This is a genomic window from Aeromonas crassostreae, assembly GCF_054052445.1.
In genome coordinates, this window is record NZ_JBSTYM010000022.1 from 1 (window position 1) to 26508 (window position 26508).

General features: G+C 66.7%; 15 protein-coding genes and 2 pseudogenes. 7 read left to right on the forward strand and 10 right to left on the reverse strand.

Annotation, left to right across the window (positions count from 1 at the left end):
* Positions 1–302 (reverse strand): annotated as a pseudogene (locus ACW5W4_RS15345) (NADH:flavorubredoxin reductase NorW); the annotation flags it as partial.
* On the reverse strand, positions 299–1792 hold the full coding sequence (gene norV / locus ACW5W4_RS15350) for an anaerobic nitric oxide reductase flavorubredoxin (protein WP_456689960.1): 1494 nt from the start codon (positions 1790–1792) through the stop codon (positions 299–301). The gene norV and the pseudogene ACW5W4_RS15345, both read right to left, overlap by 4 nt.
* A 170-nt stretch (positions 1793–1962) precedes the next feature.
* Between norV and norR the strand changes: the two genes are divergently transcribed.
* Positions 1963–3489: a nitric oxide reductase transcriptional regulator NorR gene (gene norR / locus ACW5W4_RS15355; RefSeq protein ID WP_456689961.1), complete on the forward strand. Its 1527-nt coding sequence runs from the start codon at positions 1963–1965 to the stop codon at positions 3487–3489.
* A gap of 67 nt (positions 3490–3556) precedes the next feature.
* Here the strand turns inward: norR and ACW5W4_RS15360 are convergent.
* Positions 3557–3715, reverse strand: a pseudogene (locus ACW5W4_RS15360) (transcriptional repressor PurR); the annotation flags it as partial.
* Between the two features lie 215 nt (positions 3716–3930).
* On the opposite strand from ACW5W4_RS15360, the gene ACW5W4_RS15365 reads away from it, so the two are divergent.
* The 5 genes from ACW5W4_RS15365 to ACW5W4_RS15385 all read left to right on the forward strand — a co-directional run bounded on the left by ACW5W4_RS15365 (position 3931) and on the right by ACW5W4_RS15385 (position 10109).
* Positions 3931–5103 (forward strand): MFS transporter, encoded by a 1173-nt coding sequence (locus tag ACW5W4_RS15365; RefSeq protein WP_456689962.1) that lies wholly within the window; start codon positions 3931–3933, stop codon positions 5101–5103.
* Positions 5104–5156: 53 nt separating this feature from the next.
* The gene (locus tag ACW5W4_RS15370) at positions 5157–7139 is read left to right on the forward strand and encodes a siderophore amonabactin TonB-dependent receptor (RefSeq protein ID WP_456689963.1); all 1983 of its coding nucleotides are present in this window, start codon (positions 5157–5159) and stop codon (positions 7137–7139) included.
* Between the two features lie 74 nt (positions 7140–7213).
* Positions 7214–8230 (forward strand): amonabactin ABC transporter permease subunit 2, encoded by a 1017-nt coding sequence (locus tag ACW5W4_RS15375; protein ID WP_408795286.1) that lies wholly within the window; start codon positions 7214–7216, stop codon positions 8228–8230.
* Between the two features lie 14 nt (positions 8231–8244).
* Positions 8245–9309, forward strand: a complete 1065-nt coding sequence (locus tag ACW5W4_RS15380; RefSeq protein ID WP_456689964.1) for an amonabactin ABC transporter permease subunit 1 — start codon at positions 8245–8247, stop codon at positions 9307–9309.
* Positions 9309–10109: an amonabactin ABC transporter ATP-binding protein gene (locus tag ACW5W4_RS15385; protein ID WP_456689965.1), complete on the forward strand. Its 801-nt coding sequence runs from the start codon at positions 9309–9311 to the stop codon at positions 10107–10109. Before ACW5W4_RS15380 ends, ACW5W4_RS15385 begins: the two co-directional genes overlap by 1 nt.
* A gap of 54 nt (positions 10110–10163) precedes the next feature.
* Here ACW5W4_RS15385 and ACW5W4_RS15390 read toward each other — a convergent pair whose 3' ends face one another.
* A complete protein-coding gene (locus tag ACW5W4_RS15390) occupies positions 10164–10901 on the reverse strand; it encodes a 4'-phosphopantetheinyl transferase family protein (RefSeq protein WP_456689966.1) in 738 nt (245 codons plus the stop codon).
* A 156-nt stretch (positions 10902–11057) separates the two neighbouring features.
* On the opposite strand from ACW5W4_RS15390, the gene ACW5W4_RS15395 reads away from it, so the two are divergent.
* A complete protein-coding gene (locus ACW5W4_RS15395) occupies positions 11058–12002 on the forward strand; it encodes an ABC transporter substrate-binding protein (RefSeq protein WP_456689967.1) in 945 nt (314 codons plus the stop codon).
* A 74-nt stretch (positions 12003–12076) separates the two neighbouring features.
* Here the strand turns inward: ACW5W4_RS15395 and amoH are convergent, their stop codons facing one another.
* Genes amoH through ACW5W4_RS15425 form a run of 6 tightly spaced genes read right to left on the reverse strand, consistent with a single transcriptional unit; the run spans position 12077 to position 26434 of the window.
* Positions 12077–13594, reverse strand: a complete 1518-nt coding sequence (amoH, locus tag ACW5W4_RS15400) for an amonabactin biosynthesis glycine adenylation protein AmoH (protein ID WP_456689989.1) — start codon at positions 13592–13594, stop codon at positions 12077–12079.
* 35 nt (positions 13595–13629) lie between these two features.
* On the reverse strand, positions 13630–19908 hold the full coding sequence (amoG, locus tag ACW5W4_RS15405) for an amonabactin biosynthesis non-ribosomal peptide synthetase AmoG (RefSeq protein ID WP_456689968.1): 6279 nt from the start codon (positions 19906–19908) through the stop codon (positions 13630–13632).
* 14 nt (positions 19909–19922) lie between these two features.
* Positions 19923–20672, reverse strand: coding sequence for an amonabactin biosynthesis protein AmoA (amoA, locus tag ACW5W4_RS15410; RefSeq protein ID WP_456689969.1), 750 nt, complete (start codon positions 20670–20672; stop codon positions 19923–19925).
* Between the two features lie 20 nt (positions 20673–20692).
* Positions 20693–23818: an amonabactin biosynthesis non-ribosomal peptide synthetase AmoF gene (amoF, locus tag ACW5W4_RS15415; protein WP_456689970.1), complete on the reverse strand. Its 3126-nt coding sequence runs from the start codon at positions 23816–23818 to the stop codon at positions 20693–20695.
* Complete coding sequence (amoB, locus tag ACW5W4_RS15420; RefSeq protein WP_456689971.1) at positions 23815–24744, reverse strand: amonabactin biosynthesis bifunctional protein AmoB; 930 nt, start codon at positions 24742–24744, stop codon at positions 23815–23817. Before amoB ends, amoF begins: the two co-directional genes overlap by 4 nt.
* A gap of 22 nt (positions 24745–24766) precedes the next feature.
* Entirely contained in the window at positions 24767–26434 is a 1668-nt protein-coding gene (locus ACW5W4_RS15425; RefSeq protein WP_456689972.1) for a (2,3-dihydroxybenzoyl)adenylate synthase, read from the reverse strand.
* Positions 26435–26508 lie beyond the last annotated feature (74 nt).

A 26508-nucleotide genomic window follows, 5' to 3' on the forward strand; every position in this document is an offset into this window, starting at 1 on the left:
CCCTGCGCGGGCAACCGGGGGCGCCGACGGGGGGCGAGGCCGGCCACAGGGCTGTGGGGCCGCAGCGCTATGCGCGGCTGCTCGGCAAAGTCACTGCCGCTCAGCCGGGTCATGGCCGCGGCAGGGCTGCCTCGGCTCACCACGTGGCTGAGATCCGGCTTGTTGTACTCGTCGCCGCTGTCGGCGGTGATGAGGCGGATGGGCTGCTCGGCGTCCAGCTTGCGCAGGCTCTTGACCAGCTGCTGGGCGGCGAAGCCGCTGCCGATCACCACTATCTCGTCGCGCTGGGAGATGGCACTCATACGCAGGCCTCCACGGCGCAGGGCTCGAACACCTCCTTGCCGATGCCGCAGCCGGGGCAGAGGAAGCTCTCCGGCACCTGGGCCCAGGGGGTACCCGGCGCCACCAGCTGATCCGGCTCACCCTGGGCCGGGTCATAGACCCACTGGCAGACGGTGCAGAGCATGGCCTGATCGTCGTCCCATTCACCGACAGCTGGTGCGGCTTTCGGCTCAGTAGCCACGGTAGCAGGCAGCGCGGGGGCAGGCGTCTCCGCAGTCTGAGTCGCGGTGATCGGACGGGGAGCCTCCAGCGGGTGCAACGCCCACTGACGGGCGAGCTGACGACCGTGCTCGCGGCACAGGGCCAGCGCCGAGCCATCCGGGCGCCACTTGGCCTTGAGGGAAATGCTGATGTCGAAGCCTGCGTCCATCAGCCGGGTCTGGATGCGGTCCACCGCGCCGCCGGTCCAGCCGTAGCTGCCGAAGGCCGAGGCACGCTTGTTGCGAAAACGCAGGCCGGTGATCTCTTCGAGCATGCCCGCCACCTTGGGCATCATGACGTTGTTCATGGTGGAGGAGCCCACCAGTATCCCCTTGGAGCGGAACACCTGGGTCAGGATCTCGTTCTTGTCGTGGCGGGCCACGTTGTAGATCTTCACCGCCACCCCCGGGTCCACCTCGTGGATGCCCTGGGCGATGGCGTCGGCCATCATGCGGGTGTTGCTCGACATGGAGTCGTAGAACAGGGTAATGCGGTCTTCCTGATAGTGGTCGGCCCACTCCAGGTATTTCAGGATGATCTGGGTGGGGTCCTCGCGCCAGACGATGCCGTGGGAGGTGGCCACCATGCTCACCGGTAGGTTGAAGCCGAGCACCTCCTTGATCTTGGCGGTCACCAGGGGGCTGAAGGGGGTGAGGATATTGGCGTAGTAGCGCTGGCACTGCTCCATCAACTCGGTCTGATCCACCTCGTCGTTGAACAGGTGCTCGTCGCAGTAGTGCTGGCCGAAGGCGTCGTTGGAGAAGAGCACGGCGTCCTCGGTCATGTAGGTCATCATGCTGTCGGGCCAGTGCAGCATGGGGGTCTCGATGAACACCAGCTGCTTGCCGTTGCCGATATCCAGGCTGTCACCGGTTTTCACCGGCTGGAAGTTCCACTCCGGGTGGTGGTGGTGGCCTGTGATGGAGTCGATGGCGTTGTGGGTGCAGTAGATGGGGGTGCCGGGGATGCGGGCCATCAGCTCGGTCAGGGCACCGGCGTGATCCTCCTCGGCGTGGTTGATCACCACATAGTCGATGAGGCTAAGATCGATCTCGGCCGCCAGGTTCTGCACGAATTCGCGGCTGAACTTGTGATCGACGGTGTCGATCAGCACGTTCTTCCCTTCGCGGATGAGGTAGCTGTTGTAGCTGGTGCCCTTGTGGGTCTTGTACTCGGTGCCGTGGAAGTCGCGCACCTCCCAGTCCCGTTGGCCGACCCAGTGGATGTTGTTCTTGACGTGAATGCTCATCAGGCAGTTCCTCGAATGCAATAGTGGATGTTCGACTGAATTCCCTATTGCAGCAGGCGTGCCAAGTTATAACTTATTGTTTTTACAAGAAATGAAAATCATGAATTGTCATTACGACAGTTACCGGGCATAGTCATAATCACAAACACACTGTCATTTGGACAAGTATCGTGATCTCGACCGACAGCCTGGCGCGCATCGCCCTCGACCTGCAACTCGGCATCTCCCGTCAGGACAGATTCCACCGCCTGATCCAGAGCGTGCGCAGCCTGCTCAACTCCGATGCCTCGGCCCTGCTGCGCTACGAGGGGGGCCAGTTCATCCCGCTCGCCATCGACGGCCTGATGCAGGACGTGCTGGGCCGCCGCTTCGCCCTCAAGGATCACCCGCGCCTCGAGGCCATCGCCCGCGCCGGCGACGTGGTGCGCTTCCCCGCCGACAGCGCCCTGCCCGACCCCTATGACGGCCTGATCCCGGATCACGACGACTTCAAGGTGCACGCCTGCGTCGGCCTGCCGCTCTTCTCGGATCAGACGCTGATCGGCGCCCTGACCATAGACGGCATGAACCCGGCCCAGTTCGACGGCATCAGCGACGAGGAGCTGCGGCTGGTGGGCACCCTGGCCGCCGCCGCCCTCGACAATGCCCTGCTGCTGGAACGGCTCGCCCGCCAGAGCAGCGAGCCGCTGGCCCCCGCCAACCAGAGCGGCCCGGGTCAGCCGGAGATGATAGGCCACTCCCCCGCCATGGCCCGGCTGCGCCACGAGATCGAGGTGGTGGCGGGCTCCGAGCTGAACGTGCTGATTTTGGGGGAAACCGGTGTGGGCAAGGAGCTGATCGCCAAGGCGGTGCATCAGGGCTCACCCCGCGCCAAGGCGCCCCTGGTCTACCTCAACTGCGCCGCCCTGCCGGAGTCGGTGGCCGAGAGCGAGCTGTTCGGCCACGTGAAGGGGGCCTTCACCGGCGCCATCCACCACAGGGCGGGCAAGTTCGAGCTGGCGGACAGGGGCACCCTCTTTCTCGACGAAATCGGCGAGCTCTCCCTGGCGCTGCAGGCCAAGCTGCTGCGGGTGCTGCAATACGGCGATCTGCAGCGGATCGGTGACGACACCCCCCTCAAGGTCAATGTGCGCATCCTGGCGGCCACCAACCGGGACCTGAAGCAGGCGGTGGTCGAGGGACAGTTCCGAAGCGATCTCTACCACCGGCTGAGCGTCTTCCCGATCCAGGCCCCGGCGCTGCGCGAACGCCCCGGCGACATCCCCCTGCTGGCCGGTTATTTCTGCGAACGCTGCCGCCTCGGCCTGGGGCTGGAGCAGCTGCGCATCCAGCCAGACGCCCTGGCGCTGCTCGAGGGCCACGACTGGCCGGGCAATGTGCGCGAACTCGAACACGCCATCCACCGCGCCGCCGTGCTGGCCAGGGCCGAGCAGGGCAGCCCCTCACCCGCACTGGCCCCCCATCACTTCAACCTGGGGGCGACGAGCTCGCCCCTGCCCGCCGACGCCCCCCGCCAGCCAGCCCCCCAGGCCGTCCCGGGCCTGGGTCTTCGCGCCGCCACCGATCTGTTCCAGCGCCAGCTCATCGAGCAGACCCTGGCGACTCATGACGGCAACTGGGCGGCCACCGCCCGGGCGCTGGATCTGGACGGCGGCAACCTGCACCGCCTCGCCAGGCGGCTCGGCCTCAAGGCCTGAGGCGCCCCAAAAACAGAAACCCCCTCGCCAGCGAGGGGGTTTCTGGTTCATGGCACTCGTGGCGCCGTCAGCCCAGGGACTTGAGCGAGCGACGAACGATAAGCTCAGGCTGCACCCTCATGGACTCGACCTCCAGGGCCTGGTTGCGGATCCGGCTCACCAGATGCTGCACCGCCAGCAGGCCCAGCTTGGCCCTGGGGTGGCGGATGATGGGGATCTGCGGGCTGGGCGGCGGGCGGCGGGGCAAAGAAGAGGCCATCTGGCGCCCACAAGGCGGCGAGAGAAGCGCCTCACAATACAAATAAAAACAATTATCATTTGTTGTCATGAAAAAAATCCTCGGATAGAATTCGGGCTCCTGTGCTCGAGAAGACTCTTGTGATCCCTTTTTTCCAGGGTGCCAGACCGGCGGCCGTCATACATTTAGCGCTGTTAATCAACATGTTATCCATGGGTAGCATGATGATGGTGATGCCCCTTGGCGCCGAGCTGGTGCTCGCCCTTGCCATGGCCCCCGAGCAGACCGGCTACTTCAGCGGGGGCGCCACCCTGGGGGCGGCCCTGGTGGGACTCCTGGCCGCCCCCTGGCTCGATCGCTTCAATCGCCGCCCGGCCCTGTTGCTGCTGCTGACACTGCGCTTCACCCTGCTGATCGCCTGCGCCCTGGCCCAGAACAGCCAGCAACTGCTGATCCTGTTCATTCTCTCCGGCTGCGTCGCCGGTCCCCTCTCCGCCATCCTGATGGCGGCCGTGCTGGATCTGGTGCCCCCGGCCGAGCGGGGCCGCAAGCTCGCCTATGTGGGCATGGCCTTCTCCCTTGCCGCCATCCTGATCGTGCCCATCGCCCTCACCCTCTCCCACTGGTCTGGCTGGCAGAGCCCCTTCCTGCTGCTCGGCGCCGCCGGACTGCTGCTGACCCTGGCCGCCGGGGTGCTCATCCCCTCCCTGCCGGTCAGGCAGGGGGCGGGACATGGCGGGATCTGGCGCCTGATGGCCTCTCCTCTGTGTCAGGGCGCCCTCGCCATTCTGGCGTTGCAGATGGCCGGTCACTTCCTGCTGATCCCGCACTTTGCCAACTATTTCCAGTTCAACCTCGGCTTCCCCCGCGAGCAGATTGCCAGCCTCTATCTGTGCGGCGGTCTGGCCAGCATGGCCACCATGCGTCTGTGCGGCGGCTGGATAGACAAGGGCCGCGCCATGGGCGCCATCCTGATCACCAGCCTGCTGCTGGCCCTGGTCACCCTGCTCGGCTTCGCCACCCCGGTGGGGGTGCCCGTCTATCTGCTGTTTACCCTCTTCATGGCCCTGAGCTCGGCCCGCGCCAGCACCACCCTCGCCATCACCGCGGCCATTCCCCCGCCCCAGCAGCGCGCCGCCTTCATGTCCTTTCAGGGCACGGTCACCAATATTGCCGCCGGGCTCGCCAGCCTGGGGTCTGCCCGCTATCTGCAATCGGATGAACAGGCCCGCCTGCTGGGCTTTGCCGACCTGGCCTGGCTCAACATCGCCTGCACCCTGCTCGCCTGTCTGGGCGTGGTGGCGCTGCTCAGGGCGCTGAGATACGCCCATAACAACAATGAGTCTGCCCCTTCGGTCAGGCAAGGAAGTGAGTGAGTCTAATTACCTGTTTTTCCTCAACAATAAACACGTTAAATGGAGTTTTGACCATGCAGTTCACCCCAGGTTTTCGCTTGAACCCGCTGCAAACCAGCCTGCTCTCCCTCGGTCTGCTGGCCCTGCCGGCCCTGGCCCAGGCTGACGCGCCCAAGGCCAACGAGACCATGGTGGTCACGGCCACCCAGACCAAGCACACCGAGCTGACGGCGCCGGCCAGCGTCTCCGTGGTGACCCGCGCCGATCTGGACAAGATGAACGTCAACAACATCGGCGATGCCCTCAAGCATGTGCCCGGCGTCAACATCATCGGCACCAATCCCACCGGCCGCAACGAGATCAAGATCCGTGGCATGGGCGGCGACTACACCCTGCTGCTGGTCAACGGCAAGCGGGTCAACGCCCGCGAGACCCTGGGCAGCGCCTATGGCAACGACTTCGACTTGAGCTCCATCCCCATGGCCGCCATCGAGCGCATCGAGGTGATCCGTGGCCCCGTCTCCTCCCTGTACGGTGCCGATGCCCTGGGGGGCGTGGTCAACGTGATCCTGCGCCAGGCCAAGGATAAGACCGAAGCCGCCGTGGCCTACACCCACACCATGCCCACCAAGGGCGAGGGCGGTGACGCCAACCAGGGCAGCGCCTTCGTCTCCGGCTCCCTCATCGACAACACCCTGCTGGGCAGCCTGGTGGTGGAAGGCTATCAGCGTGACAACTGGAAGAGCGAGCAGAGCAACAACCCGGACGCCGATGCCCTGGAAAAACGCGAAGTGGTCAATGTGCTCTCCAGCCTGAAGTGGCTGGTGGCGGACAACCAGGACATCGATTTCGATCTGGGCTACAACCAGAACGATATGGACAGCTACTTCAACAACGTGCCCCGCGCCGCCACCGCAGTGGCGACCCCCCACAACGTGCAGGAGCTCGACCGCCTGAGCCTGGGGCTGACTCACAACGGCCGCTGGCAGCACTTCGACAGCCGGGTTCGCTACTACTTCGAACAGACCGACCTGATGGATGACTCCGAGCTCAATGGCGGCGCCGCCGATGTCACCCAGACCAACCACACGGTGGACGGTCAGGTCAGCGGCTACCTGGGAGATCACCTGCTCACCTCAGGCGCCGAGTTCCGCGACACCGAACTCGAGCACAGCCGCAGCATCGCCAATGGCAGCGTCAGCGCCAACCAGAGCGCCGTCTACCTGCAAGACGAGTTCAGCCTGGGGGATCTGGCCCTGACCCTCTCCGGTCGTCTGGATCACCACGAGACCTATGGCAACGAGTTCAGCCCGCGCGCCTACGCCCTCTACTCCCTGAGCGACGAATGGGTGCTCAAGGGCGGCATCGGCAAGGCGTTCAAGGCGCCCACCCTGGCCCAGTCCAGCGAAGGCTTCGCCACCACCGCCTGCCGTGGCCGCTGCCAGGTCGTGGGCAGTGCGGATCTGAAACCGGAAACCGCCGTCAGCTATGAATTCGGGACCGCCTACCAGGCCGATCGCTTCGGCGCCGGCGTCACCGCCTTCCACAACGAGATCGAGGATCTGATCCAGAGCGATCAGTGGCGCCCTGCCCAGGGTTACATGCCTTCCGTCATGACCTACCAGAACATCAAGAAGGCCCGCATCAAGGGGCTGGAGCTGACCGGCTGGTTCGACGTGCTGGACAATGTCAAGCTGGCGGGTAACTGGACCCTGCTGGATTCCGAGGATCGCAGCACAGGCGAGGATCTCACCAAGACCCCGGATCACACCGGCAACCTCAGCCTGGACTGGCAGGCGAGCGACGTGGTCAGCGCCAACCTGGCCTGGCAGTATGTGGGTAGTCAGTCCATGACGGTCCCGGTCAAGGGCGAGGTGCTGCGCGCCAAGCACTACCAGACCCTGGACGTGAACACCAACTGGACCGTCACCCCGGCCCTGGACTTCAAGCTGGGTATCACCAACCTGACCAACACCCAGCGTGACCAGACCGCCACCGATGCCGACTTCATCCTGGAAGGTCGCAGCGTCTACGCCGGCGTAGAGTACAAGCTGTAATCCACCCTGTATGCGGGAGCCCAAGCGGGCTCCCTTTTTGCGTTTCTGCCGCCCCGTATTGAAGGAGTCATTGAGTGCTCAGATACCAAGCTCGGCTGTTCTGGCTCGGCGTGCTGCTGCTCTTCCTGCTGATTTGTCTGTCACTGGCCACAGGTGCCGGTGTCTATGGTGGCCGCGAGGTCGCCGGATTTCTGCTGGGCGATCCCGCCCTGGTGGCCGATGAAAAACTCGCCATGATAATCAATACCTTGCGCCTGCCCCGCACCCTGTGTGCCCTGGTGGTGGGCGTCTGCCTCGCGCTCGCGGCCTCCATGCTGCAAAGCGCCACCCGCAATCCCCTGGCCGAGCCCGGCCTGCTCGGGGTCAACGCCGGCGCCGTGTTCGCCCTGGTGATAGGGCTCACCTGGTTCGGGGTCGAATCCGCCTACGGTTACCTGCTCTGGTCCGGCATGGGGGCCCTGCTCGGCAACCTCATCGTGCTCGGCCTAGGCCTCATGGTGGGGCGCGCCAACCCCCTCAAGCTCATCCTGGTGGGGGTCGCCCTCTCCGCCACCTTCGGCGGCCTCTCCAACTTCCTGCTGCTCTCAAACAAGGTGGTGCTGGAGCAGTTCCGTTTCTGGAATCTGGGATCCCTGGCCGCGTCGGATCTCGACGCCGTGCTCACCGTGATCCCCTTCGCCCTGGCCGGTCTGCTGCTGACCCTGGCGCTGTGTCGCCAGCTCACCCTGATGCAGATGGGGGACACCCAGGCCCAGGCGCTCGGCATACGGCCGACCCGGGTGCGCATCGGCGTGCTCCTGGCCGCCACCCTGTTCACCGCCTGCGCCATCGCCATCGCCGGCCCCATCGGCTTCGTCGGTTTTCTCGCCGCCTACTGCGCCCGCCTGGTGGAGCCGGTGCGCCTCGCCATCCAGGTGCGCTTCTCCGCCCTGTTCGGGGTGCTGTTTCTGCTCGGCACCGACATCCTGGCTCGCTGGCTGATCCAGCCGTTCGAGCTGCCCAACGGGGTGATCCTGGCGCTGGTCGGCGCCCCCGTGCTCATCCTGGTGGTGCGCGGCGGCGGCTTCCGCTCCCTGCTGGCCGTCAAATAAGGTCGCCCTGCTCGATGAGAAATCCCATGAACAAGACTCCGCTTTCCCTCCCCTCCGGCACCTTCTCCCTGCGACTGGGGGGAGGCGCATTGCTGCTGGATCGCCGCGCCTGGCTGATCACGCTCGGGCTGCTGATCGCCCTCATCCTGCTCTCCCTGCTGGCCCTCACCCTGGGTTCCGGCAAGATCACCATGGTGGGGGTCATACAGACACTGCTTGGCGAGGGGAGTCGACTCGACCAGGTCACCGTCTTCAAGCTGCGGTTGCCGCGCATCCTGGCGGTGCTGGTGGCCGGCGCCGCCATGGGCCTCTCCGGCTGCCTGGTGCAGACCCTCATTCGCAACCGCCTCGCCACCCCGGATATGATAGGGGTCAACGAGGGGGCCTCCTTGGCCATCATCATCTTCTCCCTCTATCTGACCCTCGGCACCTGGCCCTGGTGGGCCGCACCGCTCGGCGCCCTGTTTGCCGCCGCCGTGCTCTATGCCCTGTGCAACAAGCCGGGGGAGCAGGGCTACCTGTTCGTGGTGATCGGCATCGGCGTCTCCGAGCTGATGAGCGCCCTCGGCCAGTTCGTGATGTCCACCCAGTCCCTGGTGCACCTCACCAGCCTCTACCTGTGGAACATGGGCAACTTCGTCGGTCAGGGTTACGGCACAGTGCTGCCGGTGGGGATACTGATCCTGCTCATCTGCCCCTGGGTAGTCTACCTCTCCCGCGCCCTCGGCGTGCTGCGCCTGGGACCCGTCACCGCCCAGAGCCTGGGGGTCAATGTGAACCGGGTGCAGATCGGGGTGCTGGCCCAGGCCATCGTCGTCGCGGCCCTTGGCACCGCCATCGGCGGCCCCGTGGTCTTCATCGCCATGGCGGCCCCCATCCTCGCCTCCTGGCTCAGCCGGGATCGCATCGTGCCGCTCTGGATTGCCGCCCTGTGCGGCGCCCTGCTGCTGCTGGCAAGCGACACCCTGGTGCGGGTGCTGGCCAGCCCCCATGAGGTGGCCACCGGCATCATGACCCGTATTCTTGGCGGCATACTGCTGCTGTTCCTTCTCATCAAAGACAGACAGAGAACCGACTGATGACGCTCACCGTTAACCGCCTTCACTTCGGCTATCAGCAAAAGCCCGTCTTCAAGGACATCAACGTCACCATCCCCCAGGGCAAGCTGGTGGGGATCGTCGGCCCCAATGGGGGCGGCAAATCCACCCTGCTCAAGCTGCTGGCGGGCCAGGAGCTGCCCCAGGGCGGCGAGATACTGCTCAAGGGCAGGCCCCTTGGCAGCTACGACAAGAAGGCCCTGGCCCGGGAACTGGCCTACCTGCCCCAGCGCCCCCTGGTGCCCGCCGGCATCCAGGTCGAACAGCTGGTGCAGTACGGCCGCCACCCCCATCAGGGCTGGTTCAATCAGTGGAGCCAGGAAGATGCCCGCATGGTGCGCTGGGCCTGCGAGCGGATGCAGCTCGGGGAGATATTGCAGCAGAGCGCCAGTTCCCTGTCCGGTGGCCAGGCCCAGCGGGTCTGGCTCGCCATGGTGCTGGCCCAGGATGCGGATCTCATCTTGCTGGATGAGCCCACCAGCGCCCTGGACATAGGCCACCAGACCGAGGTGATGGAGGCGATCCACCAGATCACCGCCGAGGGCAAGACGGTGCTGATCGTGATCCACGATCTCGCCACCGCCGCCCGCTACTGTGACGAGCTGATCGCCATCGGCGAGGGGGGCATCCAGGCCATGGGACCAGCCCGGGAGGTGGTGACCAAGTCCCTCATCGACCGCCTCTACCAGACCGACGTGGACATACTGCACGCCCCCGGCGACGGCGCCCCCATCATAGTGCCGCGCCGCCGCCCCCAGACCCCAGCCATGAAGCAGGCCTGAGATTGAGACAAAGAAACCGCCGTCTGGCACTGGCAGGAGACAAGCCCCGGCCCCTCACAGCAGCAGGGCGGTGAGCACCCCACCCGGCAGCGGCTGCCAGTGCAGGGTGGCGCGCCAACCGGCGGGCAGGGTCGGGGTCAGGGCCGTCTTGAGCTCGAGAGTGAGTGTCTGCTCCGTCATCCCCAGCCAGCGGGCGTCGAGAAAGTCAAAATAGCGCCCCACTCTGGGATGGAGCGCCTTGAACAGGCTCTCCTTGGCAGAAAACACCAGGGTGAGCCCCTCCGCCCTGCTCAGCTGGGCGGCGCGGGCACCGGCCGCCAGCCGCCCCCACTCCTCCTCATCCATGATGCCGGGCCAGAGCTGGCGCCCCTGCTCATCCCCCAGCCAGGCCTCCAGATCCAGTCCCATGCCCCCCTCTGCGGGGCGCACCCCACAGAGCGCCACCCCCAGCCCCGCCAGCACGCTGTGGCTGATGCTCCCCTCCATCCCGGCGGGCCAGAGGGGCTCCCGGGCCGCGCCTATGGCCACAGTACATCCCGCCAGGCCGAAGGGGCGCAGGGCCTCACGGGCCGCGAGGCGTCCCGCCAGAAACTCTCCCAGCCGCTTGGGGGCCGCCCCTTGCAGGCTGGCGGGCAGCGCCATGGCGTGAGCCACGACGCAATCTGGGGTAAAGGCGGCGGGATGGAAGCAGACCCGTTGCAGCGACAGATGGCTGGCACCCGGCAGCGGCAGACTGTCCAGATGGCGGATAAAGCCTTGATCCGAGGCGACGGATGAGGGGAGAGCGGGCATAGCAGGCTCCTTGCCAAGAAGGGGACATGGTAGCAAAACCTCCCTCCTCGAGGCGACAAACACAAACGACAATTGTTATCACTTGCCTTTGTGGTAGCATGTTTGCGCCCGTTTGGGGTCCTGTCTCCCCCGATTTCACCAAGAAGGATGTAACAGATGAAGATCGCTTCTCCCCTGGCGGCCGTGCTGATGCTGGCCAGCTTGGTCGGCTTCCAGGCCAAGGCCGACCCCCAGACCCGTCAGGTGACCGACGCCGACGGCAAGACCCTGGCGGTGCCCGCCCAACCCAAGCGGATCGTGGTGCTGAGCGAGATCGATCTCGACAGCGCCCTGACCCTGGGACTGCAACCGGTGGGCACCGTCAACGGTCGCGGTCAGCCCACCCTGCCCCGCTATCTGCTCGGCAAGGCGGGCAAGGAGATCTCCGTGGTCGGGGATCTGGACAACCCCAATCTGGAGACCCTCATCGATCTCGAGCCAGACCTCATCCTCACCGGCCAGACCAAGCCCGAGCTCCTGGCCCTGCTCAAGGAGATCGCCCCCACAGTCGTCACCGGCCACTGGGGCGAGTCCTGGAAGACCATCTTCGAGCGCAGCGCCGACGCCATGAACCGCAGCGCCGAGGCCAAGGCCTTCTTCACCCGCTATGAGGCCCGCCTGGCCGAGGCCCGCAGCAAGCTTGCCACGCACCAGGGGGAGCAGATGAGCATAGTGCGCTGGAACCCAAAGGGGCCGAGCTACATGCACGGCGGCACCTTCGCCAGCAGCGTGGTCACCGAGATGGGGCTCACCCGCCCGGCCCACCAGATCGGCGACAAGACCCCCCACTCCCCGGCCCTGAGTCTCGAGTCCCTCAACCTGCTGGACGGTGACTGGCTGGTGATCGGCACCCTCAGCACCAGCGGCGATGCGGTGGATGCCATGAAGCAGGCCGAACAGACCCCCGCCTTCCAGCAACTGACCGCCATCAAGGGCAAGCGCTTTGGCGCCGTGGACGGGTCGCTGTGGACCTCCACCGGCGGCCCCCAGGCGGCCCTCGAGGTGATCGATGACGTCGAGCAGCTGCTGGCCAAACCCGATGCGGCCCCCATCGCCCAATAAAGTCCGCGTGATTGACCGCCAACAAGAAGCCCGCATCATGCGGGCTTCTTTGTATCCATGGCTCGGCAAGACGCCTACTCCGGCAAGGGCAGCGCTTTTCTGTCCAGTTTGCCGCTGCCGGTCTTGGGCAGGGCATCCAGCAGAACAAGCCGCGCCGGCACCATGTAGTGGGGCAGCGTCGCCTGCAGCCCCTTGCGCAAGGCGAGGCGGTTGAGGGTCACCCCGCTTTTCGCCTCCACGTAGCCCACCAGCATGGCCTCATCCCCCTCGCCCACCAGGCGCACCGCCGCCTCCTGCACCCCGGCCTGGCGGCGCAGCCCCGCCTCCACCTCGCCGAGCTCGATGCGAAAACCCCGCAACTTGACCTGATCGTCGCGCCGACCCAGATAAAGGAAGCGGTCCGCCCCCAGCCGCCGCACCCTGTCCCCGGTGCGATAGAGGCGATGGGTGGCAAGGCGCAAGAAGACGGCCGTGGTGAGAGAAGGCTTGCGCCAGTACCCCTCGCACAGGGCCGGGCTCTCGATGCAGAGCTCGCCGCACTCCCTCTCGGCCACCGGCTTCCCCGTCTCGTCCAGCACCCAGTGGCGATAGCCGGGCAGGCTGTGGCTGATGGTGATCTGGCCATCAAGCGGCGGCCAGCGCACCTCGCTCACCAGGGACCAGACGGTGGCCTCGGTCGGTCCGTAGCAGTTCCACAGCCGCCGGGTGCGGGCACAGAGCTGCTCGGCCAGCCCCATATCCAGCGCCTCGCCGCCGCACAGGGCGGTGAGGGTATCGCGCCCCTGCCAGCCGGCCTTGAGCAGCATGCGCCAGCAGGCCGGGGTGGCCTGCAGCCAGTTGATGGAGGGGTCCGCCTCGAGCAGCGCCAGCATCCCCAGGGGATCCTTGTTGTGCTCGCCACCCGCCACCGTCAGCCGGCCTCCGCCCCAAAGCGGCCCCAGCATCTCCAGCAGGGAGATGTCGAAGGCCGGGGTGGTGATGAAGAGCCAGTGGCAGCTGGGTGAGAGCCCGAGCCGCTCGCGGATCCCGTCGAGGAAGCAGAGCAGAGCCCGCCGGCTGATCACCACCCCCTTGGGCTCGCCGGTGGAGCCCGAGGTGAACATCATGTAGGCGGCCAGGGCGTCATCCACCTGGGGCCAGGAGACGGGCCCTGCCGCTGCCGGCCCGTCGAGGGTACGCAGCGGACAGCCGAAGTCCGGCGTCGTCCCTTCGTCGTCACAGATCACCGCCGACAGGCGCGCCTGACGGGCGATCCCCTGCAACCGCTCCACCGGAAAGTCCGGCTCCAGCGGCACGAAGCAGAGGCCGAGGCGCAGGCAGGCCAGCAGGCTGGCCACCAGGTCGGGGCTGCGGGAGAGATGGAGGCCGACCCGCTCCCCCACCGCCAGCCCCTGAAATCGGGAGGCAATCTGACCGACCCTGGCATTGAGCGCGCCGTAGCTAAGCCAGGGCTCCGCTGTCTCGGGCTCACTCCTGTCAAGCTCATTCATGCCGACCCCGCCCATACGGATGGCGGGAGCGAGCGGGGTGGCGGCCAGACAGGCGGCCAGCCGCGAGGCGAGGTTGGGCGCCCCCTGGGGGGCGCCTCCCATGGATGGCCGGGCCGGGACCCTCTTGGTGGTCACTGTCATAGCACGGCCTCCGTTTGGCGCACCAGCCAGTGCCGATAGAGCCGGCTGGGGGATGGGTGGGCCTTGAGCATCTGCAAAGTGAGCGGCGCGCGATCCTGGCCAAACGCCTCATTGAGGGCCGCCAGCAGGGCGAGCTGCTGCACCGAATCCACCCCTAGCTCCATCAAGGTCTGCTGCCAGATGCCGGGCACGCCGCACTGGCGCTCCCACAGGGCCACCAGCTCGCGGGCCTCGGCCGGTGGCTGAGCCAGGCCGGGCTCCGCCCTGGTGGTGGCCACCTGCGGCATCACCGGGGATGGCGCCGCCGCCACTCTGGCCGGCTGGCCCAGATCCGCCTGCGCCAGCCAACCGAGCTCCGCCAGCCAGTCAGCCAGCACCGCCTCGGCCCGGGCCTCGGGGATCTGCTCGCCGTCGAATTCGAGGCGCAGCTGGAGCGTCTCACCCCGGCTGCTGACCACCAAGGAGAGCGGCAGCTCCACCTTCTCCACCACGGCGCCAAAGCGCGGCACCAGCTGATGGGGCTCGGGGGCGGCAGGGGCCGCCGGCATGGGGTAGTTCTCGAACACGAACAGGCTCTGGAACAGACGGGCCCGGCCTTTGGTCAGCGCCGAGAGCGACTGGGTGCCGTGCTCATTGAGGGCCATCAGATCCGACTGCAACCTGGCGATATGCTCGGCCAGGGTCAGCTCGGTGCGCCACTCCAGGGCCAGCGGCAGGCTGTTGATGTAGAGCCCGACGCTCGCGGTGATCCCCTCGATGGGATAGTCCCGGCCCGGGGTCACGTTGCCCACCAGGGTGACGGCATCGCCACAGCGACGTGCCAGCAGGCGATGCCAGGCATATTGGGCCAACAGGCCCGCGGTCACGCCAAGCTCGCGGGCACGATGGGCGAGCAAGGCCGCCACCTCGGCCGGCAGCGCCGTGGCGCACACCGCCGGTCGCTGCTGGGTGTGGCGCCCGCTTGAGCGAGCGTCCAGGGTCACCCCGAACAGGCAGGCGAGATCGTTAGGCTTTGTTAGCAGTTCCTCCCGCCCCTGCCAGTAAGCCTCGGCGCTGCGGGCTTGGCTGGCGATATGGCGGCCAAATTCGAGCCAGGCGGTATCCGGATCGCGCTGGGGCAACAAACCGTTCATCAGGGACTGATAGGCGCGATGCAAGGAGCCCAGCAACACGGGGCCGCTCCAGCCATCCAGCACGCCGTGATGGACGCTGAAGATCACCTTGTGGTGATCGGGGGCCAATTTGAAGCAGGCAAGCCGCAGCAGGGGCGCCTGCTCCAGCGGGATCGGGCGGGCCAGATCCTGCTCCCGGTAGGCCTGGACCCGAGCCTCTGCATTTTCCACTTCAGACAAGTCCTCATAGTGGAATGGCAACTCGGCATGCTTGAGGATGCGCTGCAGCGCGACCCCGTCAGCCAGCACCAGCCCGCTGCGAAGGGCCGGCCAAAGGGCGATCTGCCCCTGCCAGGCCTGACGGTAGACCGCCACGTCCAGCGGCTGGTGATAGTCGAACTCGGTTTGCAAGTGATAGGCGTGATCCCGGGGCAGTAGCGCCCTGTGATGGAACATGCTCTGCTGAAGCGAGGTCATGGGCAGCAGCGTCTCCACCTCGCGCCCGTTCAGCACCCGATCGAGCGCGGCTTGCGAGAGAGCGATCCCCGGGAAGTCGCTCGGGGTGTGGCGCGGAGCCTTCACCGCGCAGCAGTGCTCCACCAACGCCGTCAGGTTGTCCGCCAGCCGCGCCATCAGGGCGTCGCTCGCTGGCTGGTTGAGGGCGCCCACCTGGCGCAGGGTGAGGCGGCCATCAAACACCCCACCGTGCAGGCTGACCAGCTCGCGCGGCAGGTTGTCGGGGGAACTGGGTGCCCCCGGTGCCAGCGGCAGGGGCAGCCAGGGCTGAGCGGCCTCGCCCTGATGGCTGACCCCCAGGTAGTTGAAGACCACCAGGGCCTGGGGCAGCTCAGACCCACGTGGGTGGTGCAGCCGCAGGGCGTTGAAGCCCACCCCCTTGTCCGGTACGGCGCGCAGCAGCTCCTTGGTGGCGCACACCAGCGCATCCCACGCCCCGGCATCCGCCAGCGCCAGCGGGTAGGTGCTGGTGAACCAGCCCAAGGTACGGCTCACGTCCAGTTCAGCATCGATGGCCTCACGGCCGTGTCCTTCCAGCATCACGCAGTGACGGCTGCCGTAACCCTGCTCGCTCAGGGTACGAGTCAGTGCCGCCAGCAGCAGGTCGGGCACCCGGGTGAAGTAGGCCTGGTTGGCGGTGTCGATGAGCCGGGCCGTGGTCTCCTGACTCAGTTGCAGCAGGCTGGCGGGGGGGGGGGGGCGGCCAGGGGGGGGGCGCGCCGCTTCCAGCAGGTGACCCTGGCTGCCTTCACCCTGAGCCAGCCAGAAACCAAGCTGCTCCTCCTCCCGTTTGGCGTAGGCCGCGAGCCCCTCGCCCCACTGGCGATAGCTGCTGCCCTTGGCGGGCAGCGGCTCGCCCCTGCTCACCCGTGCCAGATCTTCGGCCAGGATGCGCCAGGAGACCGCATCGATCACCAGGTGATGGAAGGCGAGGAAGAGCCCCTCCACCGTCTCGCCCTCGCGATCCCCCTCGAGGGAGAGATTGCGCAGGCGGGCCCAGGCCAGGGTGTGGCCGCTGGCGGGGTCGAGATCCCCCTGCAGCTCGGTCAGGCGGGCCTGCAGTTCGGCCTCATCGAGGCTGCCAGCATCCAGGGTCGGCAGCGGCGGCAATGGCAGTTCGGCCAGGTAGCGCTGGCCGGTCGGGGTCACCGCCAGACGCAGGGCATCGTGATGCTGGCGCAGCGCATTCAGCCAGCCGCGCAGGGCGGCATCGTCCACCCCGGCCGGCAGGCGCAGGATCACCCCCTGGTTCCAGTGACCGGACTTGGCAAAGCCCTGCTCGAAGAACCAGTGCTGAATGGGGTGGAGCGGGAACTCGCCGGTCAGGCTGCCCTGCTCGCTCCTGTGGCTGACCGCCTGCTGCTGGCCGAGCTGGCGGCAGAGGCGGCGCACCGTCTTGGCTTCGAACACGTCCTTGACGCTGCAGTGCAGCCCCGCATCCCGCAGCCGGGTGGTGAGCTGGATGCTGAGGATGGAGTCACCGCCTAAGCGGAAGAAGTCATCCTCCACCCCGAGGGGTTGCTTGAGCACCACCTGCCAGATGGCGAGCACAGTCTGCTCCAGTTCGCTTTGCGGCTCGCCCTTGCTCTGCTGCCAATCAATGGCAGGCAGGCGGCGCAGGTCCAGCTTGCCGTTGGGGGTGAGCGGCATCTCGGGCAGCCAGCAGAGTCGCACCGGCACCATGTATTCGGGCAGGCATTCGCCGGCCCGTTGCAGCAGGGCTTCACCGTCCGGCTCGCTCGCCCCCTCATGCAGACAGGCATACGCCAGCAGGCGCCCCTCCTGCACCACCACCTTGATCTGGCGGATGACCGGGCACAATTCGGCGAGCCGGGTCTCTATCTCCCCCGGCTCGATGCGATAGCCCCGCAGCTTGATCTGCTCGTCGATCCGACCGAGATACTGGATGTTGCCATCGCGGCGCAGCAGGGCCCGATCGCCGGTGCGATAGAGGCGATGGGTACGTTCCTCATTCGTTGCATCAAAGGCCAGCTCGATAAAGGCCTCCTGGGTGCGCTCCGGCAGATTGAGATAGCCGCGAGCCAGCCCCAGCCCCGCCAGGCAGAGCTCGCCGGGTACCCCCACCGGGCAGAGGTTGCCCCCTTCGTCCAGGATCAGCGCCTTCAGGTTGTTGACGGGGCGACCGATTGTGATGGGCGCCCCCGGGGTGAGCCGCGCGCAGAGCGCGGTGACGGTGCACTCGGTCGGGCCGTACATGTTGAAGAGTGCCACCCGCTCTCCCCAACGCTCCACCAGGCTGCTCGGGCACGCCTCGCCGCCAAAGCCGATGGCCTTGAGAGAACCGAGATCGGTCGGCGGCAAAAGGTTGGCAAGCAGGGCGGTCGGCAAAATCATATGGCTGGCACCCCGAGCGATCGCGGCGCCGATCGCCCCCTCGCCCGGCTCGCCGAAGTGCAGGGCCGCGCCGCAGTAAAGGGGCAGCAAGCTGGTCATGTTGCCCGCATCAAACGAGAGGGACATGCAGTTGAACATGGCGCCACCCTTCCCAAGGGCGATGCGCTCACCGTGATCCGCCATCAGGTTGACCAGGCTGCCCTGCTCCACCATGACCCCCTTGGGCAGGCCGGTACTGCCGGAGGTGTAGATGATCTGGGCCAGCATGGCGGCGTCCCGAGGCAGTGCGGGCGTGCTGGTTGGCATCTTGTCCAGCGCAAGCCCGTGCAGATCGTGATACTCGGCCGTCGTGCTCGCCAGCGCCTCGCCAAGCCGCGGGTCCGGCACGCCGCCCAGCACCAGGCTGATGGATGCATCGCCGAGGATATGGGCCAGCCGCTCGGCGGGATAGGCAGGATCCAGCGGTACATAGGCCGCCCCCGCCTTCCAGCAGGCGAGCAGGGCGATGACGAAGGCCACATCGCGCCTGGCCTGGATGCCGATGGCGGCGCCCGGGGTGACGCCCTGAGCCTGCAACCAGTGGGCCAGCCGGTTTGCTCGCACCTCCAGCTCGCCATAGGTCAACGATTGCGCGCCGTCGCTCACCGCCAGCGCGTCCGGGCACTTCCCAGCCCGCCGCTCGATATGACAGAGCAGGGTGTCGCGGCTCGGGTAGTCCGGCGGCAGGTCGGCAAGCTGTGCGGCCAGCGCTGCCTGGTCGGTGCCCGCCTCCAGCGGCAGTTGCCAGATGTCGGTCTCGGGGGCTGCCACCACGGCGCGCATCAGGTGCAGCAGGCGATCGGCAAGAGCCTGGATGGTCTCTCGCTCGAACAGGGCGGTGGCAAACAGCCAGTCCACCCTGACACAGTCCATCAGCTCGGTCACCTTGACCGAGATGTCGGTCTTGGCCGGCAGCACAGGCGAGGTCTCCTCCACCAGCTGGCAGCCGGGGATGAGATCGTTGAAGTCCACCTTGGCCTGATAGACCAGCATGATCTGGAAGATGGGGTTGATGGCGGTGGTGCGATCGGCGCCGATGGCCTCGGCCAGCGCCTCGAAGCGGTAGAGCTGGTGATCGAAGGCCGCCAGATCCTCCTCCCGGCACTGCTGCAGATAGTCGACAAAGCTGGGCTTGCCGCTGAGTTGAGTGCGCAGCACCAGGGTATTGACGAAAAAGCCCACCAGGGACTCGATTTCGTGACGCTCGCGATAGGCGAGCGGGGTGCCGATCACCACCTCCTTCTCGCCGCTCTGGCGCACCATCAGCAATGCAAACAGGGCGTGCAGACCGATGAAGTTGGAGGTGCTGTGGCGCTGGCAGAGGCGCTTGAAGCTCTCCCACAGGTCGCTCTCGATGGTGGAGAAGACCAGCTCGCCGCCGCTGTCCTGATGGGCCGGGCGCGGCTTGTCGAGCGGCAGGCCGTGCACTTCGGGGCTGCCACCGAGCCGGTCGACCCAGAACGGCTTGAACTCGGCGTGATAATCGAGAAAACGGTCCGAGTTGAACCAGCGGGCATAGTCGATGTAGGTGAGGGGCAGCTCGCTCACCTGCAGGGGCTCGCGGTTCTGATGGGCAAGAAAGGCGCGCTTGAGATCCGCGAACATGTTCTTGACCGACCAGCCGTCGGAGATGATGTGGTGCTGGGTGATCAGCAGCACGTGCTCGCGGCTGCCGAGCCGGATCAGGTGCACCCGGCTGAGATCCCCCTGGGTCAGGGAGAAGGGGCGCCCGATCTCCTCGCGCACCCGCCTGGCCACATAGGCCTCCCGCTCGGCAATGGGCTCTGCGCTCACGTCCTCAATCTGCAATTTGAAGGGCGTGTGGGGCAGGATCTCCTGCGCCCCCCTGCCCGCCTCGTCCTTGATGAAGCGGGTGCGCATGCTGGGGTGGCGCGCAAACAGGTGGTCGAAGGCAAACTCCAGCGCCGCCGTGTCCAACTCTCCCTTAACGCGAAAATAGACCGGCATATTGTAGAGGTGGGAGGCTTCCTCGTACTGCTCGATAAACCAGAGCCCACTCTGGGACGAGGAGAGCGGCCCCTGCCGGGCACCCTCGGAGGCGATAGGGGCCTCGAAGGCGGCACGGGCCGCCAGGCAGCGCACCAGCTCATCCTTGTGGGCCTTGATGGTGGCGCCAATGGCCGGCGTCACCGCCTCCTTGCTCGACTGGGAGATAAGCTGGCCCTTGTCGTTCAGCGCCAGCTTCACGCCCTGCCGTTCCAGCTGTTTCAACAGCAAAATCATATTGTTCATCTGTTTCTCAAGCCTCAGGCACTCAGGGTGGCGCCACCGTCGACGACCAGATCCTGCAGCGTGATGTGGCTGGCCAGATCCGAGGCCAGGAAGAGGACGGTATGGGCAATCTCCGCCGGGGTGGCTACCTTGCGCAGGGGGATGCCGAGCTTGAACTGCTCCGGCAACCCGGCAATGGTGCGGGCCATGGCCTCCTCGCTTGGCAGCATGCCGCGCAGCATGGGGGTATCCGTCGAGCCCGGTGACACCAGGTTGACCCGCACGCCGAAGGGGGCCAGCTCCAGCCCTACCGTCTGGGTCAGGCTGGTGACCGCCGCCTTGGAGGCGCAATAGGCCGCCATCTGCATGCGCGGCACATGGGCGGCGTTGGAGCCGATGGTGACGATGGCTCCGCGCTGCTGTCCCTTGAAGTGGGGCACCAGGGCCCGCAGCAGATAGAAGACACCGCTGGCGTTGACCGTCATGCAGTCGTGCCAGTCATCATCGCTTAAGGTTTCGGCGGGGCCGAGGCGCAAGACACCGGCCCCGTTCACCAGCACATCCAGCCCACCGTCCGCCAGCAGCGCTGCGCAGCAGGCGTTGACCGCCTTCGAGTCGCCAATATCGAGCAGCCGGGTGGCATAGGGGTAGTCGGCTTCGGGAAACGCCAGATCCAGCCCCACCACGGCCGCGCCGGCCGCCACGAACTGCGTCGCCACCTCGCGGCCGATACCACGTCCGGCCCCGGTCACCCAGACCCGCTTGCCAGTGAAATCAAAGGCCATTGCTTGTTGCTCCTTGCTCATCACCACACCATCTCCACGCTCTCTTCGTCCTCGGCAAGCAGGCCGTCGAGGAAACGGCAGAAGTCATCCAGGCGCGGGTGATCGAACACATCGGAAACCTTGACCTGCACCCCGAACTCGGCGCCGAGCCGGTTGACTATCTGTATGGTCTGCAGGGACTGGCCCCCCAGTTCGAAGAAGTTGTCCGCCGGCGCCATGGTGGCCAGACCCAGGATCTGCTGCCAGATGGCGCCAACCCGGTTCTCGGTCTCGCTGCCAAGGGTCAACGCCTCGCCACCCGCCTGGTAGGCGGCCAGCAGGGCCTTGCGATCCAGCTTGTTGGAGCCGGTGCGGGGCAGCTGGTCATAGTGGCGATAGTCGGTGGGGATCATGGCGGCAGGCAGCACCCTGGCCAGCTGCGCCTTGATGACCCGGCTGTCGCGCTCCGGCCCCGCCACGAAGGCCACCAGCCGGCGCACGCTGCCGATGCTCACCCCCTGCACGCAGGCCTCGTCCACCCCGGGCAGGGCCAGCAGCTGGGCCTCCACCTCACCGGGCTGAATGCGATAGCCGCTTATCTTGAATTCGTTGTCGCGCCGGCCAAGGTAGACCAGCCGGCCGGACACCAAGCGCACTCGATCGCCGGTGCGATAGACGGGCATCTGCTGCGCACCGACACGCAGGGTGCCGAAACCGCCCTGCGCACTCTGCACATTCGCGCTCTGCGCGCTGCCCACATAGCCGTTGGCCAGCTGCGGGCCGAGCAGCACCAGCTCACCCTCGATGGCGGGTTGCTCCCCCGCCCCGAGGATGAGCGCCTGCATGCCGGGCAGCGGCAGGCCGATGGGCAACTGGGCCTGGCTCGGATCTTCCTGCTGCAGCTCCTGGGTGGTCACCACCACTGTGGTCTCGGTGGGGCCGTAGGTGTTGAACAGCCGCACATCAGTGCGGCCCTGACGCTGCCACTGGGCCAGCTGCTCGGGGTAGACCGCCTCGCCGCCTATGATGACGGTGGCAAGCCCGGCAGGAATGTGGGCCTGACCCGCCGTCAGCGCCACCACCCACTCGTTCCAGAACGCGGTGGGCAGGTCGAGGTGGGTGATCCCCATCTGCTCCACCCCGGCCGCAAAGGCGGGCATGGATTCGAGTAGGGCGTCGGTGCGCAGCACCAGGGTGGCACCGGCGCTCAGGGTGGCGAACACCTCCTCGATGCTGGCGTCGAAGTTGAAGGGGGCGAATTGCAGCATCCGCGCCCCCTCGCCCAGGTGGTAGCGGCAGCGGGCCGCGGCGGCGAAGTGATCCAGCGCGCCGTGGCTCACCGCCACCCCCTTGGGCAGACCGGTCGAGCCCGAGGTGAACATCAGGTAGGCGACGGCGCGGCCGGCAGCCGGTTGGTTGAGCCGATCAATGCTCACCAGATCTCCCGCCAGCAGCGTGCGACCCTCAAACAGACTGGCCAGCTTGTGACGGTATTCGGCCTGGGTGATCAGGGTCTTGACCTCACCCAGCCGCAGGATATGGCCCTGGCGCTCAAGCGGTTGCTCGGGATCGAGCGGCACGTAGACGGCACCCGCCAGCAGCACCGCCAGCTGGGCGAAGATGGCCTGGGGGGTGCGAGCCAGCATGACCCCCACCTTGTCGCCGGGGACGACGCCTTCGGCCTGCAGGGCGGCCGCCATCTGTTCGCAGCGGGCCAGCAGCGCCTCGTAGCTGAAGCGGGCCTCTCCCTGCGCAGTGCTCTGAATCAAGGCAATCTTGTCCGGGGTCTGGGCGGCGAAGTGGCAGAGCGCCTCCAGCACCGGGCGCACCTGGAGAGCTTCCTGGGCGGGGCCGGCGATCAGGGCCCTGGCCCGCTGCTCCGCCAGCCAGTCGGCCTTGAGGGTCCCCAGGGTCTGGGCGGGCTCGGCCAGCCAGCGTCCCAACAGGGCAAACAGGGTATCGGCGATGGCTGCCAGCTCCCCCTGCTGGTAGCAGCCGGGGTTGGCGTCCAGATCCAGTCTGGGCTGGCCATCGACGCCGACCTGCACCTCGATGGTGAGATCCTCCACCGGGCCGGCGCTGATGTTGAGAATATGGGCAGATAGCGGCCCGAAGCGGCGAGCGTGATCAAACGGCATGATGTTGACCAGGGGGCCGAACAGCCGCTTGTCTCCCCCCACCAGGCCGAGGTCACGGCGCAGCAGCTCGTAGCGGTAGTGCTGGTGCTTGCGCACCCCGCGTTTGGCCTTGGCCACGGCGCCGGCGGCTCCCGCCAGATCCAGTTCTTCACCCAGTGTCAGCGCCAGCGGGGTGATGTTCATCTGCATGCAGGGTACGGTCAGCGACGCCGAACCGATGCGGTTCATCATCATCAGGCCGAGCAGGGTCTTATCCTGGCCGCTCGCCAAGGAGAGCTGGGCAGAGAGACCGGCCAGCAGCAGATCGGGCCAGCCCAGCTTGTGCTCATCGGCAAAGCCGGTCAGGGATTGCCAGAGCGCCGCCGGCAGCGGACGGCTCTCGCGGATAAAGTTGGCGGCAATCGGCGCCCGTAACGAGCCAAAGGATGTCACCTCGGGCCAGCCTTGCAGCTGCTCCTGCCAGAAGGCGCGGGCGGCGGCGTTCTTGCCGCTCTGCTCGCGGCTCGCCTCTTCCGCCAGCACCTCCGCCAGAGAGCCGAAGGGGGATGGAGAGTTCATCTCACCGGCCAGCCCCTCTGCATACAGCTCGGCGATGCGCTGGAACAGCAGGGTGGTGCCAAAGCCGTCGAGGGCGATGTGGTGCACGCAGCTGTAGAGGTAATCGCGGCCGGGGCCGCGCAGCAGGGCGAAGCGGCAAGGCGCCTCTTGGGTCAACTCGAACGGGCGGCGCAGATCGGCCCAAGCCCAGGCGCGGGCCAGCGTCTCGTCATCGCGCTCGAGGGAGACCTCTTCATAGGCGAGTGGCGCCTCGGCCGGGACGAAGCAGACCGCCTCGCCGTCTTGCTCGAAATGGCCCTTGAGCGCCTCGCACTCCCCCACCGCCTTGGCAAGGGCCGCCGCCAGCACGGCCGCCTCGACCTTGCCGTCGAAGGCGATGCACTCGGCGGTGTTGAACATCGCCTTGTCGTCGTTGAGCAGATGTCCGGACCAGAGCCCCTGCTGGGGGATTGTCAAGGGGAAGCGGTTCATGGGGTCACCTCCAGGGCCTGTGCTGCCAGCCTGGCCTCGATGAGGCGCCACCAGCCGTTGAGGGTCGGCAGCTTGGCGAGATCCACGAAGCCGAGCTCGACCCCGGCGGCGCGCCACTCGGTGAGCAGGGCCATGATCCGCACCGAGTCCAGACCGTAGTCGATGAGATTCTCGTCGGGGTCAAACTCCCCTTCCTCCTCGTCGATATGACTCAGCAGCCGCGCCTTGAGCCCCTCGTAGGTCAGTAATGGATTGGTCAGCAACGGATTGGTCTGGGCGGCAGAAGCGGAAGCCGGGGCAAGGGCCAGGGCCAGCACCTCCTCGCAGGGGATCACCTTGCCACAGCGGGTTGCCACGTAGTCGAGCGCCATCTGGTGGTCGGCCAGGGAGAAGTCCGCCACCCCGTCCGCCAGGAAGAAGGGCTGGATGTCGCGCATGAAGGCATCGCAGGCGGTCATCATGCAGCCGATATGGCCGTAGATGCCGCCGATGATGAGCTGATCCCGCCCCAGCGCTTTGAGCATCTGCTCCAGCTCGGAGCGCTGGAAGGCGCTGTAGCGCCACTTGACCAGCACGGTGTCGTCCCGCTCCGGGCGCAGTGCGGCCACCACCTGCTGCTGTTCGGGCCGCTTGTTGAGACCCGGGCCCCACATGTCGTTGAGCAGGGCGCGATCTTCAGGGGATTGATCCTTGGGCTGGGCGGTGTAGAAGACCGGAATGCCGAGGGCCTTGCACTGCTTGCGCACGGCAGCCAGGCGCTCAGTCAGGGCAGCAATCAACGGGCTATTTTCGCCATAAAAGGCGGTGAAGTACTCCTGCATGTCGTGGATCAGCAGGGCGGCGCGCTTGGGATCCAGGGACCAGTTGACCTTGTTGGCCTTCCACTGGCTGGGCATGGCGTAATTGTTCAGGGTTGGGATAGCCATAACGTCATGATTCCTTTTAGTTTTATGCTGTTGTCAGGGGCTGGTTGGCGGCGATGGCGTGCGCAATGCGTGCCCGCAGCCCCTGCTTGTCAATCTTGCCCACCGCCGTCATGGGCAGGGCGTCCAGGGCTTCGAAACGGTCGGGCAGCTTGAAGTCCGCCACCCCGCGCTCACGCAGAAACTTGCGCAAAGCCAGCGGCTTCAAGGCGGGATCCGTGCTGACGATAAAGGCACAGCTCTTCTCCCCCATGGCGCTGTCGGGCATGGAGACCAGGGCCACATGGGTGATGGCAGGATGGTGTAGCAGCTGGTTTTCCACCTCTTCCGCCGCGATCTTCTCGCCGCCCCGGTTGATCTGATCCTTCTGCCGCCCCACCACGGTGAGGTAACCATCGGCATCCTGTACCACCAGATCGCCGGAGCAGTAGAAGCCCTCGTCATCGAACACCCGGGCGTTGTGGGCCGGGCTCTGGTAGTAACCGCGGAAGGTATAGGGGCCGCGGGTGTGCAGGGCGCCAGGCTCGCCCGGGGCGACCGGATTGCCCGCCTCATCGAGGATACGCACCTCGTCATCCGGGCTCATGGGGCGGCCCTGGGTGTGAATGACCTTCTCGTCGGGATCAGAGAGCCGGGTGTAGTTGACCAGCCCCTCCGCCATGCCGAACACCTGTTGCAGCCGGCAGCCGAGCAGCGGCCCAATCTTGCTGGCCACCGCATCCCCAAGCTTGGCGCCGCCCACTTGCAGCAAGTCGAGACTCTCGAGCTGAGTGCGCGCAGTGGGGTCCGCTTCCGCGGCCTGCAGCCAGAGGGAGACCGCCGGCGGCACCAGGGAGGTGAGATTGACCCGGTGGCGGGCGATCAGCGGGAAGCAGCTGATGGGGCTGGGGTCGGGGGCGAGCACCACGGCGCCACCCGCCTCGAACACACCGAGGGCGCCTGGGGAGCTCAGGGGGAAGTTGTGGGGCGCCGGCAGGGCGCACAGATAGCGGGTATGGGGGCCGAGGCCACAAATCTCGTTGCTGCGGCGCACGCTGTAGAGATAGTCGTCGTGGGTGCGGGGGATGAGCTTGGGAGTGCCGGTGCTGCCACCGGAGAGCTGGAAGAAGGCCACCTCGTCCGCCGGGGTCGGGGCAAAGGAGACGGACGGGGAGCCCCCCTCATCTCCCTCGCCGAGCCAGCGGGTCAGCCCCAGCTCCCCCCCATCACCATCCAGCAGCACCCGCTCGGCACCGATGCTTGCCAGCAACTCGCTCTCGCGCCCCTTGCTCGCAAACAGCGGATGAGCCAGCGAGCCGACAAAGAGGCGCGGTGTGATCTGCTCGGCGTAAGAGGCCAGCTCCAGCCGGTTGTGGCTAAAGAGCGCGTTGACCGGAGCTATGCCGGCTTTCAGCAGAGCGAAGAACACCAGATAGAACTCGGCCACGTTGGGGAGCTGCACCAGAGCGGTATCCCCCACCCCCAGGCCATGGCGGGCCAGATTCGCGGCCAGCCGGCTCGAGGCAGCGTCCAGCTCGCCATAGCTCAAGCGCCGCTCGCCACAGAGGATGGCCTCGGCATCGGGGGCCAGCTCGCACTGGCGCGCCAGCATGGCGGTCAGCGGCTCGCCGCGCCAATAACCCTTGGCGCGGTATTGATCCGCCAGCTCTGCGGGCCAGCGGGTATAGGGCAGAAAACGGCGGCTATCGCTCATTGCGCCACCTCCGGGCTCAGACCCAGGGCTTTGAGATTCGGCTGCCCGCTCGGCCAGCCCAGATATTGACGCTG

What these genes read in the sequence shown, in the direction of transcription:
- ACW5W4_RS15395 (WP_456689967.1), top strand. Translation starts at nt 11,058, where the DNA reads ATGAAGATCGCTTCTCCCCTGGCGGCCGTGCTGATGCTGGCCAGCTTG.
- norV (WP_456689960.1), bottom strand. Translation starts at nt 1,792, where the DNA reads ATGAGCATTCACGTCAAGAACAACATCCACTGGGTCGGCCAACGGGAC.
- ACW5W4_RS15370 (WP_456689963.1), top strand. Translation starts at nt 5,157, where the DNA reads ATGCAGTTCACCCCAGGTTTTCGCTTGAACCCGCTGCAAACCAGCCTG.
- amoG (WP_456689968.1), bottom strand. Translation starts at nt 19,908, where the DNA reads ATGAACAATATGATTTTGCTGTTGAAACAGCTGGAACGGCAGGGCGTG.
- ACW5W4_RS15385 (WP_456689965.1), top strand. Translation starts at nt 9,309, where the DNA reads ATGACGCTCACCGTTAACCGCCTTCACTTCGGCTATCAGCAAAAGCCC.
- amoH (WP_456689989.1), bottom strand. Translation starts at nt 13,594, where the DNA reads ATGGGAGGCGCCCCCCAGGGGGCGCCCAACCTCGCCTCGCGGCTGGCC.
- amoB (WP_456689971.1), bottom strand. Translation starts at nt 24,744, where the DNA reads ATGGCTATCCCAACCCTGAACAATTACGCCATGCCCAGCCAGTGGAAG.
- amoF (WP_456689970.1), bottom strand. Translation starts at nt 23,818, where the DNA reads ATGAACCGCTTCCCCTTGACAATCCCCCAGCAGGGGCTCTGGTCCGGA.
- ACW5W4_RS15425 (WP_456689972.1), bottom strand. Translation starts at nt 26,434, where the DNA reads ATGAGCGATAGCCGCCGTTTTCTGCCCTATACCCGCTGGCCCGCAGAG.
- ACW5W4_RS15365 (WP_456689962.1), top strand. Translation starts at nt 3,931, where the DNA reads ATGTTATCCATGGGTAGCATGATGATGGTGATGCCCCTTGGCGCCGAG.
- ACW5W4_RS15380 (WP_456689964.1), top strand. Translation starts at nt 8,245, where the DNA reads ATGAGAAATCCCATGAACAAGACTCCGCTTTCCCTCCCCTCCGGCACC.
- ACW5W4_RS15390 (WP_456689966.1), bottom strand. Translation starts at nt 10,901, where the DNA reads ATGCCCGCTCTCCCCTCATCCGTCGCCTCGGATCAAGGCTTTATCCGC.
- amoA (WP_456689969.1), bottom strand. Translation starts at nt 20,672, where the DNA reads ATGGCCTTTGATTTCACTGGCAAGCGGGTCTGGGTGACCGGGGCCGGA.